Origin of the sequence: Caulobacter soli (genome assembly GCF_011045195.1) — a bacterium.
Lineage (GTDB): Bacteria > Pseudomonadota > Alphaproteobacteria > Caulobacterales > Caulobacteraceae > Caulobacter > Caulobacter soli.
Genome location: NZ_CP049199.1, coordinates 3,810,145 through 3,822,500 on the forward strand (window position 1 = coordinate 3,810,145; position 12,356 = coordinate 3,822,500).

Here is a 12,356-nt window from a genome sequence, read left to right on the forward strand (position 1 = left end):
CCTACGGGTCGCTTCGCGACCGTCTTCCCCCACAGGGGGAAGAGGAAGTCCTCCGCCCCCTATGGGGGCGGACAGACCGCGTAGCGGTCAGGTGGGGGCAAGTGGGGGAGCCACTACCGCCGATACCGCTCCACGCCCGCCACGTAGGTCCGCTCAACCACCCGGTCATCTCCCAGCACCATCAGCGCGAACAGCCGATCCTCCAGGCTCTTCGCCGCCGGCATCCGTCGCGCCAGCAGCGGCGTGGCCGCCAGGTCCAGCACCAGGAAGTCGGCGATCTTGCCGCGCTCCAGACTGCCGATCTCGTCCTCCAGCCCCAGCGCTCGCGCCCCGCCGAGGGTCGCCAGGTACAGGGCATGGAACGGATCCAGCGCCTCGCCGCGCAACTGGCCCACCTTGTAGGCCTCGCCCAGGGTGTGGAGGATCGAGAAGGTGGTCCCGGCCCCGACGTCCGTGCCGATCCCGACCTTCACCCCATGGGCGCAGGCGGTCTCCAGCGGAAACAGGCCCGAACCCAGGAACAGGTTCGAGGTCGGGCAGAACGCCACCGACGATCCCGCCTGCGCCAGCCGCTGGAACGCCTCGCCCTGGAGGTGGACGCAGTGGGCGAACACCGAGCGCTTCCCGACCAGACCGAAGCGGTCATAGACGTCGAGATAGTCCTCTGCCTCGGGGAACAGCCTGGCGGTGTCGACGATCTCGCGGATGTTCTCGGACAGATGGGTCTGCATCCACACGGTCGGATGCTCGGCCAGCACCTCGCCGGCCATGGCCAGCTGTTCGTCGCTGCAACTGATCGCGAAGCGCGGGGTGACCGCGTAACCCAGGCGGCCCTTGCCGTGCCAGTCAGCAATCAGGCTTTGCATGTCGGCCCGGCTGCCTTCGACCGTGTCGGTCAGGCCGGGCGGGGCGTTGCGGTCCATCAGCGACTTGCCGGCGATCATCCGCATGTCGCGCTTCAGGGCCGCGGCGAACAGCGCCTCGACCGAGACCTTGTGCACCGAGCCGAACACCAGGGCGCTGGTCGTGCCGTTGCGCAGCAGCTCCTCGACGAAGAACTCGGCGGTCTCTTCCGCGTGCCCCCTGTCGGCGAAGGCCGCCTCGGCCGGGAAGGTGTGGCGCTCCAGCCAATCCAGCAGTTGCTCGCCATGGGCGGCGATGATGTCGACCTGCGGGAAGTGGATGTGGGTGTCGACGAACCCCGGCACGATCAGCTTGCCGCGCAGGTCCTCGGGCGTCGTATCGCCCAGCTCGTCAGCCAGCTTGGCGTAGTCGCCGCAGGCCACGACGCGGCCGCCTTCGACCAGCAACAGGCCGTCCTCGTGGAAGGCGTGCGCTTCCCCGTCAGTGGTTTTCGGGTCGGCCTCCAGGTGGAGGATCGACGCCCTATAGGCTTGCAAGCTGGAGATCCTTCGTCCGTTCGTGGCGGGCGGCCTCGAGCCGCATTAGCAGGTCGGCGACAACCGAGACGGCGATCACCTCAGGGGCCTTGTTCTTCAGGTGCGGCAGGCCGATCGGACAGGTGACGCGGGCCACCGTCCCGTCACCGAAGCCGTCCTTGCGCAGCCGGCTGAGGAACCGGGCCTTCTTGGTGTCCGACCCGATCAGGCCCAGATAGCCGAAGGCCCCGCCGGCCAGGGCCGAGGAGGTCAGGGCGTAGTCCAGATTATGGTCGTGGGTCATGACAAGGATATAGGCGTCCGGCCCCGCGCCCATGGCGACGGCGGCCAACTCGGCGGGCGCGCCCACCGTCACGCCGGGGATTTCAGCGGTCTCGGGCCGGGTGTCGTACCAGGCCAGGCGGAACGGCAGCGGCTCGATGGCCCGCGCCACGGCCTGGCCGACATGACCAGCCCCGAACAGCAGCACCGGTGGACGCGGCAGGTCCTGCGGCTCGACCAGCACGTCGCCCAGGGTCGGTCGCGCCCCGCGCGCCGTGGCCGGCTCTCCGGCCAGGGTGATCGGCGCGCCGTCCGGGCTGGACGCCGTGACGGGCGCGATGGTCTTGGTCAGGGCGCCGGGGTTGAAGCGCGTGCGGACCTCGAAGGGCTGGGCCGCGTCCAGCCGGCGCGCGGCGTCGGTCAGCCAGTCGACGGCGGACTTGTCCAGCCGCTCGATCAGCAGCCGCACGCGACCGCCGCAGCACTGGGCCAGCAGCGGGCCCAGCGGATAGTCCTGCAGGGCGAAGTGGACCTGGCTCAGCAACATCCGCCGCGCCTGATCGGCGACCTGGTGCTCCAGATTGCCGCCGCCGATCGTGCCGGCCTGCCCCTGCGCCCAGACCACCATCTTGGTCCCGGCGTCGCGCGGCGCCGAGCCCTCGGTGGCCAGGATGGTCACTAGGGCCACGGTCTCGCCGAGGGCCAGTTGCGCCAGGGCGGAGCGGGCCCAGTTCACGACGCCGCCCTCCGCTTCACGTCTTCGACCGCCATCAGGATCCGCTCGGGCGTCGCCGGCGCGTCCAGGTCGGGGAACACCTTGTGATCTACCACCGACGCCACCGCGCGGTTCACCGCCGACAGCACCGACAGCGCCAACATCAGCGGCGGCTCGCCCACGGCCTTGGAGCGATGCACCGTCTCCTCGACGTTCCGCCCGGCCTCCCACAGCGCCACGTTCAGCACCGCCGGCCGGTCGCCGCAAGTGGGGATCTTGTAGGTCGACGGGGCATGGGTCAGCAGGCGACCGTCGGCGCTGAACACCAGCTCCTCGGTGGTCAGCCAGCCCATGCCCTGGATGAAGCCGCCCTCGATCTGGCCCAGATCGATGGCCGGGTTCAGCGAGCGGCCGGCGTCGTGCAGGATGTCGGCCCGCGTGACCTTCATCTCGCCGGTCAGGGTGTCGATCAGCACCTCGCTGCAGGCCGCGCCATAGGCGAAGTAGTAGAACGGCCGGCCCGTGTGGGTCGCGCGGTCGTAGTGGATCTTGGGCGTGGCGTAGAAGCCGGTGGACGACAGCGACACCCGGGCCAAGTGCGCCTGGCGACACAGGGTGGCGAATGGGATCAGTTCGGCGCCGGCGCGCAGCCCCTCGGGCGTGAACGCAACCTCGTCCTCGGAGCAGCCCCACTTCCTGGCGGCGAATTCAACGAGTCGCGCCTTGATCGTGTTGGCCGCGTTCAGCGCCGCCATGCCGTTCAGGTCTGTCCCCGACGAAGCGGCGGTGGCCGAGGTGTTGGGCACCTTGTCGGTGACGGTCGAGGTCACCTTCACGCGGTCGATGTCCACCTTGAACGCCTCGGCGACGATCTGGGCGACCTTGACGAACAGGCCCTGCCCCATCTCGGTCCCGCCGTGGTTCAGCAGGATCGAGCCGTCGGCATAGAGGTGGATCAACGCCCCGGCCTGGTTCAGGTGGGTGGTGGTGAACGAGATGCCGAACTTCACCGGCGTCAGGGCCAGGCCCTTCTTCAGAACCGGGCTGCGAGCGTTGTAGGCGTCGATCTGGCGCTGACGGGCCTCGTAGTCGCAGGACGCGGCCAGTTCCGCGAGAAGTTGCGGTGCGACATTGTCCTCGACCACCTGGTGATAAGGCGTGAGGTTCCGGCCTTCGCCGCCATAGAGGTTGCGACGGCGCACCTCCAGCGGGTCCAGCCCCGTGGCCTGGGCGACGGCGTCCATCACCCGCTCAATCGCCGCCATGCCTTGCGGGCCGCCGAAACCCCGGAACGCGGTGTTCGACACGGTGTGGGTCTTGAACCGGTGCGAGACAATTTCGACGGCCGGCAGGAAGTAGCAGTTGTCGGCGTGGAACATCGCCCGGTCGTTGATGGCCATCGACAGGTCGGTGGTCGAGCCGCAGCGCGACGCCAGCTCCAATGCCAGACCCGTCAGCCGGCCGTCGTCGTCGAACCCGACGTCGTAGGCGATCTCGAAGTCATGCCGCTTGCCGGTCATAACCATGTCCTCGTCGCGGTCGGGGCGGGCCTTGGCGGCGCGGCCGGTCTTGACCGCGACCAGCGCGGCCGCGGCGGCGAACAACGAGGCCTGCGTCTCCTTGCCCCCAAATCCTCCGCCCATCCGGCGCACCTCGACGGTCACCGCGTGGCTGGGCACGGCCAGCACGTGGGCGACCAGATGCTGCACCTCGCTGGGATGCTGGGTCGACGACCAGACGTGGACGTCGCCACCCTCGCGTGGCGTGGCCAGGGCGACCTGCCCCTCGAGATAGAAATGATCCTGGCCGCCGATGGCCATGGTCCCTTGCAGGCGCCGAGGCGAGGCGACCAACGCCGCGGCCGCGTCGCCGCGCGCCATGCGCTGAGACGCCTCGATCTTCAGGTCGGCTTCGCGGGCTTCCCCGATGGTGATCGCGGCCGGCAGGTCTTCGTACTCGACGACGGCCTTGGCGGCGGCGGCGCGGGCGGCGGCGATCGAGGTGGCGGCCACGGCGAACAGGCTCTGGCCCACGCAGACCACCTCGCCCTCGGCGAACAGCTTGTCGTCGTGGATCACCGGGCTGACGTCGTTCTCGCCGGGGATGTCCTCGGCGGTCAGCACGATCACCACGCCGGGCGAGGCGCGCACGGCCGACAGGTCCATCGACACGATCCGCGCGTGGGCCTTCGTGCTCATGCCCAGGTGGACATGGAGCATGCCGGCCGGCTCGGGGATGTCGTCGACATAGATCGCCGCGCCCGACACGTGACGCCAGGCGCTGTCGTGCGGCAACGAGGCGTGGACGCCCTGGAAGACGACCGGCTCGACCAGGCCGGCGCCGGAGTCAGCCATGGGCGGCCCCCAATGGCCATGTCTCGACGCGGGTCTCCAGGTCGGGTCGCGCGGACTCGATAAACACCTTGCGCAGCATGTTGCCGGCCGTCAGGGCGCGATAGGCGGCCGAGGCGCGGGCGTCGCTCAAGGGCGCGAAGTCGTCGGCCAAGGCCTCGACGGCGGCGTGGATCGTCGTGCGGTTCCAGAGCTGACCAACCAGGGCGGCCTCGCAGGCGACGGCCCGCTTGGGCGTCCCGGCCATGCCGCCGTAGGCGATGCGGGCGCCGGTCACGACCTCGTCCACGATCCGGATGTTGAACGCCCCGCACACCGCCGAGATGTCCTGGTCGAAACGCTTGGACAGCTTGAAGACCTTGAACATCGCGCCGTCGAGATCGGTCGGTACGCGCACCGCCTCGACGAACTCGCCGGGCATGCGGTCCTGCCGGCCATAGGCGACGAAGAAGCTTTCCAGCGGGATCGTCCGCCGGATCTGGCCCTTGCGCAGCACCAGTTCCGCGCCCAGCGCGATCAGGGCCGGCGGCATGTCGCCGATCGGCGAGCCGTTGGCGATGTTGCCGCCGATCGTGCCGCTGTTGCGAACCTGGGTCGACCCCAGGCGGCGCATCATGGCGCCGAGGTCGGGATAGAGTTCGGCCAGCGTCTCCAAGGCGTCGACATAGCGCACGCCCGCCCCGATCCGCAGCCAACCGTCCTCGCGGGTGACGGTCTTGAGCACTTCGACCCGGCCGATGTCGATCAGAGTCTCCAGCGGCTTACGCAGCTTGGTGACCCACAGGCCGATGTCGGTGGCCCCGGCCACGATCACCGCGTCAGGATGGACTTCATAGGTCGCGGCCAATTCGTCGAGGTTCAGCGGCGCGAACCAGCGGCGCGTCAGGCCGGCGATCGGGTCGGCATAGTCAAGGCTCAGGGCCTCGTCGCGCTTCAGCGTCGCCAGCTTGTCGGCCACATCCGGCGCGACCTCGGGCGCGATCGCCTCCGCCGCCGCGATGATCGCGCCATAGCCGGTGCAGCGGCACAGGTTTCCCGCCAGCACCTCGTCGACCGGCGCGGCCGTGCCCTTGGCCGCGACGGCTCGGCCGTACAGCGACATCACGATGCCCGGCGTGCAGAACCCACATTGTGATCCGTGATGCTCGACCATCGCCGCCTGCACCGGATGGGGCTCATCCTTTGCCAGGCCCTCGACCGTGATCACCGCCTTGCCGTCCAGCATCGGCACGAACTGGATGCAGCTGTTGACAGCCCGCCAGGTGGTCGCCCCCTGCCCGTCCAGTTCGCCGACCAGCACCGTGCACGAGCCGCAGTCGCCCTCGGCGCAACCTTCCTTGGTCCCCGTGCGCCGCAGGTCGCCGCGCAGATGCTCCAGCAGCGTACGGGTGGGATCGACGCCCTTGGCCTCGACCACCTCGCCGTTCAGCAGGAAGCGCACGACCGCCATCAGCTGCCTCGGTAGGTGGAATAGGCGAACGGCGAGACCAGCAGGGGCACGTGATAGTGCTGGCTGGTGTCGGCAACCGCGAAGTCGATCACCACCACGTCCAGGAACGGCGGATCGCTGACGGCCGCGCCCGAAGTTTTGAAATAGTCGGCCACCGCGAACTCCAGCCGATAGCCACCGGCGGCCAGGGCGTCGCCCTCGACCAGCCGCGCCCGGCCGTCGGCGTCGGTGCGGACTTCGCCCAACAGCGCGACCGCCCCATCCTGCCGACGTGACACCCGCACGGCGACGCCGCTCGCCGGGCGTCCGGCGGCGGTATCGAGAATATGGGTGGTCAGGCCGCTCATGCGCTCTTCATCCTCGGCTCCGCGTCGGCGGACAGTCTAAACCCTTGCTCCCGAAACGGAGCATCTTCCGGCGATGCTGAAACCGCCACACCGGCAAGTCCAGCCGCCTGTCCCGCTGGGCGATCGATGAGGCCAAACCGCCTTGCCTTGTGGCGGCGAGCGCTCGTCGGATGGGCAATATATAAGTCTTTTATTACTTATTGAGCCAGTCAGGATCGCTCATGGCGCGCCCCGAACCGCAAAAAACGCCGCCGGACCTTGGGTAAGGTTGGAAATGCAGCGCCAACACCGGTAGCTAGGCCCTGACGGATCGCGCCTTCGACACCTTGGGGCTCGAGACCAGACGATCCGCGCCGCTTACACCTTGCGCAGTCACCGAGGACCGACCGATGGACGAGGATTTCCGTAAAGCCGCTCTGGACTATCACCGTCTGCCGCGGCCCGGAAAGCTGGCGATCGAGGCCACCAAGCGCATGGCCACCCAGCGCGATCTCGGCCTGGCCTACTCCCCCGGCGTCGCGGCGCCCTGCGAAGCCATCGCCGCCAACCCCGACCTGGCCCGGGACTACACCGCCCGCGGCAACCTGGTGGCCGTGATCTCCAACGGCACCGCCGTGCTGGGCCTGGGCAATATCGGCCCGCTGGCGTCCAAGCCGGTGATGGAGGGCAAGGCGGTCCTGTTCAAGAAGTTCGCCGGCATCGACGTCTTCGACCTCGAGGTCGACGCCGAGGATCCCGACCGCTTCATCGAGGTGGTCGCCGCCCTGGAACCCACTTTTGGCGGCATCAATCTGGAGGATATCAAGGCCCCGGAATGCTTCGTCATCGAGCGCAAACTGCGCGAGCGGATGAACATCCCGGTCTTTCACGACGACCAGCACGGCACCGCCATCGTCTGCGCCGCCGCCGTCCGCAACGCCCTGGTCGTGCAGGGCAAGACGCTGAAGGACATCAAGCTGGTCACCTCCGGCGCCGGCGCGGCCGCCCTGGCCTGCGTGGACCTGCTGGTGTCCATGGGCCTGCCGGTCGAGAACGTGACCCTGACCGACATCAAGGGCGTGGTCTATGCCGGCCGCGAGCCCGACATGCCCGAGAACATGGCTCGCTACGCCCGGCCGACCGACGCCCGGTCGCTGCCCGACGTGCTGCCCGGCGCCGACATCTTCCTGGGCCTGTCGGCTCCCCGCGTCTTCAAGGCCGAATGGCTGCCGCTGCTGGCGCCCAATCCGCTGATCCTGGCCATGGCCAATCCCGAGCCGGAGATCCTGCCCGAGCTGGTCGCCGCCCAGCGCCCCGACGCCATCATGGCCACCGGCCGCAGCGACTACCCCAACCAGGTCAACAACGTCCTGTGCTTCCCGTTCATCTTCCGCGGCGCGCTGGACGTCGGCGCCTCGGAGATCAACGAGGCCATGAAGGTGGCGGCCGTCGAGGCCATCGCCGAGCTGGCCCGGGCCGAGGCTTCGGAAGTCGTGGCCAGCGCCTATGGCGGCGTGGCCCCGATGTTCGGGCCCCAGTACATCATCCCCAAGCCCTTCGACCCACGCCTGATCCTGCAGATCGCGCCGGCCGTGGCCCGGGCGGCCATGGACAGCGGCGTCGCCACCCGGCCGATCGCCGACTTCGACGCCTATCAGGCCGAACTGGAACTGTTCGTCTATCGGTCGGGCCAACTGATGCGGCCCGTGTTCGAACGCGCTCGCAAGGCCACCAAGGCCTCGGCCGTCCGCGTGGCCTATGCCGAGGGCGAGGACGAGCGGGTGTTGCGCGCGGTGCAGACGGTGCTCGACGAAGGCCTCTGCCAGCCCGTGCTGATCGGCCAGCGCGAGACGATCATCGCCAAGGCCTCGGAAATGGGCCTGCGGCTCGACTTCGACGGCCGCGTCGAGATCCTCGATCCGGCCGCCGACAAGACGCTGTTCGCCCCCTTGGTCGAACGCTACCAGGGCCTGGTCAGCCGCCGGGGCGTGCCGCCGGCCGCCGCCGCGCGGCGCGTGACCAACCGCCGAACCGTCTCGGCTTCGATGCTGCTGCAAGCCGGCCATGTCGACGCCGCCCTGGTCGGCGGGGCCGGCGACTGGTGGCAGCACATGACCTATGTGCTGCCGATCATTCCCAAGCGCGAGAACGTTGGCCGCGTCTACGCTTTGTCGGCCCTGATCATCGACAACGGCACGCTGTTCTTCTGCGACACCCACGTCAATGTCGACCCGACCGCCGAACAGGTGGCCGAGATGACCCTGCTGGCCGCCGAGTCCGTGCGTCGCTTCGGCCTGACGCCCAAGGCCGCCCTGCTGTCGCATTCCAGCTTCGGCGCCAGCAACTCGCCGACCGCCCGCAAGATGCGCGACGCCCTGGCCATCGTCCGCGAGAAGGCGCCCGAGCTGGAGGTCGATGGCGAAATGCACGCCGACGCCGCCCTCTCCCAGGCCCTGCGCGACCGCCTGGTGCACGACAGCGCCCTGAAAGGCTCGGCCAATCTGCTGGTCATGCCCACGCTCGACGCGGCCAACATCGCCCTGACCCTGCTCAGCGCCGCCACCGAAGGCCTGCTGGTCGGGCCGTTGCTGCTGGGCATGAGCCGGCCACTGCACGTGCTGACGCCCAGCGTCACCGCGCGCGGCATCGCGAACATGACGGCCCTGGCGGTGAACCAGGCCGCCGCCGAACGCGAACATCGGCTGATCTAGACTGCAGAAGCCTGTCGCCCAGGAGTGGGCGGCGGGCTCTAGATTTCGCTTTCCGCAAGGCGCCGAAACGCCGCCGTCACGACCGGCTCCGGCCCGGTTCCCGCGTCGCTCCAGACGGCGCAGGCCCGCGCGCCTTGTCCATAGACGGCGATGTCGCTGCCCGGTCCGCCGCCGGTATGGCCGATCGGATGGCGCCACGGGTGGTCCGCCGCGAGCATCAGACCCAGGCCGTAGGCTGGATCGGGATAGAGCGCGCTGCGGTGTTCGGGCAGCGCCCTCCCCTCGGTCATGCGCGCCAGCGTCTCGGGACGCAATATGGCGCCCGCCAGCAGGGCGCGCACCAATCGCGCCGCGTCGGCGGTCGTTCCGGTGACCAGGCCGTGATAGACCCAGCCCGGATGGTAGCCGGTGTCCCGCCCCATCCGCACCCCGGCCAGGTCTTCCGGCGTCGTCGCCAACCGCGCGCTGGCCAGGTTCGTGGGTTCGAAGACGAGCTCGGCCAAGGCCCGCCCCAGGTTCAGACCCGACGCCGCCGCGATCAAGCGTCCGACATGCAGATAGCCGATATTGGAATAGGCCCAGCCTTCGCCAGGCGCGTAGCGAGGACGGTCGGCGTCGACGGCGACCAGCAGTCGCTCGACCGGCCAGGGCTCCCGGCCCGCCGCCACATCCTCGTGGTACCGCGCCAGGCCGCCATAGTCCGGCAGGCCGGCCTCATGCCGCAAGAGCTGAGCCAGGCTATGGGACGCGCCCGCCGCCGGCGCGTCGAGAGAGAGCGCGCCTTGCTCGACAAGGCGCAGGGCGGCGATCGCCAGCACGGTCTTGGTGAAGCTCCACCACGGCACGGGGTCCAGGGTTCCATCGGTCGTCATCCGTCCGACTTCGTCGATGACCGCCAAGGATTCCATGCCGTTCCGCCCCCTTCGCCCCGCTTTCGAGCGCGACGCTAGCGCCGCCCCATTGCCGGACCATGTCCGGCAAGCCTTCCGAACACGCCCTATCCGAACGCGAAAAGGGCCCCGCAGAAGCTCCCGCTCCGTCTCTGCGACGGAGAGGAGCCCCCACGGGGCCCGAATTTCGTCCTTCAAGGCGTGATCGAGCGCTCCGCGCCCGGTCGAAACCTTAGAGGATGCGCAGGTTGCCGGCCGAGGTCTTGCCCGAGCGGCGGTCTTGTTCCAGTTCGTAACCGACTTGCTGGCCTTCGTTCAGGCCACGCAGACCGGCGCGTTCAACGGCCGAGATGTGCACGAAGATATCGCCGCCGCCGTTGTCCGGCTGGATGAAGCCGAAGCCCTTGGTGCTGTTGAACCACTTCACGACACCGGTGCCGGCCTCGCCCGAACCGCCACCGCCGCCACCACCACCGTAGCCGCCGCCACGGGGAGCGTCATAGCCGCCGCCGCGCGGAGCGCCGAAATCACGGGCCGGACGGCGAGGAGCCGACGGAGCCGCGCCTTGGCCGGTCACGCGCAGATTGCCGGCCGAGGTCTTGCCCGAGCGGCGATCCTCTTCCAGCTCGTAAGCCACCTGGTCACCTTCGTTCAGGCCCGACAGGCCCGAGCGTTCAACCGCGGCGATGTGGACGAACACGTCCTGGCCGCCGTCCTCGGGCTGAATGAAACCAAAGCCCTTGGCCGGGTTGAACCACTTAACGACACCGTTCGCCATCTTATCCTCAAAACCTCATTCAGCGGGCCAGTTGCCGACCCGCGTCCTTCCATCCTGCTCTCATGACGCAAATTCTAGGAACGCGCTACGGGGTTTGATGGCAGAATCTCAAGCCAGAGGCGGTCCGATCGATAAATTTTCGCGTGACACGGGTCGATGACGACCGAAACGCCACCGGAAGTGGCATTGCGGCCACACATCGGAAGGCTGTTTCTAGCTTGGCTTTAGAGGCTTGGGTGCGGGGACAGGATTTGAACCTGTGACCTTCAGGTTATGAGCCTGACGAGCTACCGGGCTGCTCCACCCCGCGGCGAAGTGGGTAGTTTGTGTATCGTGTTGGGAGGGTTCTGGACTTTGAGCGCTTGGCTCTAACGGGGCATCCTTTTAGCGGACCTGGCGGCGACCTACTCTCCCGCGCCTTGAGACGAAGTACCATTGGCCCTGGGGGACTTAACGACCGAGTTCGGAATGGGATCGGGTGGGGAACCCCCGGCATAGCCACCAGGTCAGCAAAAAGGATGCTGTTCGGTGAGGTGTTTAGGCTCACCGAAGCATGTTGTGAAGAAGACATCGCATGTCTGAAGCCAACACCGCGTTAGCGGTCTAGCATGTAAAGCTCAGTCATGGGTTTGACTGAAGAACGATCAAGCCTATCGAGCTATTAGTACCAGTAAGCTACACGCCTCACAGCGCTTCCACACCTGGCCTATCAACGTGGTGGTCTACCACGGCTCTCAGCGAGACCTTGTTTTGAGGTTAGTTTCCCGCTTAGATGCTTTCAGCGGTTATCTATTCCACACTTAGCTACCCTGCTGCACAGCTGGCGCCATGACAGGTCCACCAGAGGTGTGTCCATCCCGGTCCTCTCGTACTAGGGACAGATCCTCTCAAGTCTCGTACACCCACGGCAGATAGGGACCAAACTGTCTCACGACGTTCTGAACCCAGCTCACGTACCACTTTAATCGGCGAACAGCCGAACCCTTGGGACCTGCTCCAGCCCCAGGATGTGATGAGCCGACATCGAGGTGCCAAACTTTGCCGTCGATATGGACTCTTGGGCAAAATCAGCCTGTTATCCCTAGAGTACCTTTTATTCGTTGAGCGATGGCCCTTCCACGCAGGACCACCGGATCACTATGGCCGACTTTCGTCTCTGCTCGACTTGTCAGTCTCGCAGTCAGGCGGGCTTATGCCATTGCACTCGACGACCGATTTCCGACCGGTCTGAGCCCACCATCGCGCGCCTCCGTTACACTTTGGGAGGCGACCGCCCCAGTCAAACTGCCCGCCACGCCATGTCCCGGACCCGGATAACGGGCCGCGGTTAGACGTCAACAACAATAAGGGTGGTATTTCAAGGATGGCTCCACTCGAACTGGCGCCCGAGTTTCATAGCCTCCCACCTATCCTACACATGTTGTTGCTAACGCCAAGGCGAAGCTGCAGTAAAGGTTCATAGGGTCTTTCCGTC

Annotated in this window: 8 protein-coding genes, 1 tRNA gene, 2 rRNA genes and 1 pseudogene (1 of these 12 running past the window's edge); 1 reads left to right on the forward strand and 11 read right to left on the reverse strand. The window is 67.6% G+C overall.

All coding sequences use genetic code 11. The features are described 5' to 3' along the window. Positions 1-113: 113 nt before the first annotated feature. The 5 genes from guaD to uraH are packed head-to-tail and all read right to left on the reverse strand — an operon-like array spanning position 114 to position 6,524. A complete protein-coding gene (guaD, locus tag G3M62_RS17875; protein WP_165189470.1) occupies positions 114-1,400 on the reverse strand; it encodes a guanine deaminase in 1,287 nt (428 codons plus the stop codon). After that, positions 1,387-2,397, reverse strand: a complete 1,011-nt coding sequence (gene xdhC, locus G3M62_RS17880; RefSeq protein WP_165189473.1) for a xanthine dehydrogenase accessory protein XdhC — start codon at positions 2,395-2,397, stop codon at positions 1,387-1,389. The genes guaD and xdhC overlap by 14 nt, the downstream gene beginning before the upstream one ends. After that, the gene (gene xdhB, locus G3M62_RS17885) at positions 2,394-4,730 is read right to left on the reverse strand and encodes a xanthine dehydrogenase molybdopterin binding subunit (RefSeq protein WP_165189476.1); all 2,337 of its coding nucleotides are present in this window, start codon (positions 4,728-4,730) and stop codon (positions 2,394-2,396) included. Before xdhB ends, xdhC begins: the two co-directional genes overlap by 4 nt. Then, positions 4,723-6,177 carry a xanthine dehydrogenase small subunit gene (xdhA, locus tag G3M62_RS17890; RefSeq protein WP_165189479.1) on the reverse strand — a complete coding sequence of 485 codons (1,455 nt, stop codon included), beginning with the start codon at positions 6,175-6,177 and terminating at the stop codon, positions 4,723-4,725. The genes xdhB and xdhA overlap by 8 nt, the downstream gene beginning before the upstream one ends. Continuing rightward, positions 6,177-6,524, reverse strand: coding sequence for a hydroxyisourate hydrolase (uraH, locus tag G3M62_RS17895; RefSeq protein WP_165189483.1), 348 nt, complete (start codon positions 6,522-6,524; stop codon positions 6,177-6,179). The genes xdhA and uraH overlap by 1 nt, the downstream gene beginning before the upstream one ends. A gap of 389 nt (positions 6,525-6,913) precedes the next feature. On the opposite strand from uraH, the gene G3M62_RS17900 reads away from it, so the two are divergent. Then, positions 6,914-9,214 (forward strand): NADP-dependent malic enzyme, encoded by a 2,301-nt coding sequence (locus G3M62_RS17900; protein ID WP_165189486.1) that lies wholly within the window; start codon positions 6,914-6,916, stop codon positions 9,212-9,214. A gap of 38 nt (positions 9,215-9,252) precedes the next feature. Here the strand turns inward: G3M62_RS17900 and G3M62_RS17905 are convergent, their stop codons facing one another. The 6 genes and pseudogenes from G3M62_RS17905 to G3M62_RS17925 all read right to left on the reverse strand — a co-directional run. Beyond that, on the reverse strand, positions 9,253-10,122 hold the full coding sequence (locus G3M62_RS17905; RefSeq protein WP_205691883.1) for a serine hydrolase domain-containing protein: 870 nt from the start codon (positions 10,120-10,122) through the stop codon (positions 9,253-9,255). 214 nt (positions 10,123-10,336) lie between these two features. Next, positions 10,337-10,531: a cold-shock protein gene (locus G3M62_RS26580; protein WP_233245359.1), complete on the reverse strand. Its 195-nt coding sequence runs from the start codon at positions 10,529-10,531 to the stop codon at positions 10,337-10,339. A 147-nt stretch (positions 10,532-10,678) separates the two neighbouring features. Then, positions 10,679-10,882 (reverse strand): annotated as a pseudogene (locus tag G3M62_RS26585) (cold-shock protein); the annotation flags it as partial. Between the two features lie 233 nt (positions 10,883-11,115). Then, positions 11,116-11,192 (reverse strand) — tRNA-Met (locus G3M62_RS17915). A gap of 81 nt (positions 11,193-11,273) precedes the next feature. Continuing rightward, a 5S ribosomal RNA gene (rrf, locus tag G3M62_RS17920) occupies positions 11,274-11,388 on the reverse strand. A 134-nt stretch (positions 11,389-11,522) separates the two neighbouring features. After that, positions 11,523-12,356: ribosomal RNA gene (locus G3M62_RS17925) — 23S ribosomal RNA — on the reverse strand; it runs 1,955 nt beyond the window's last position.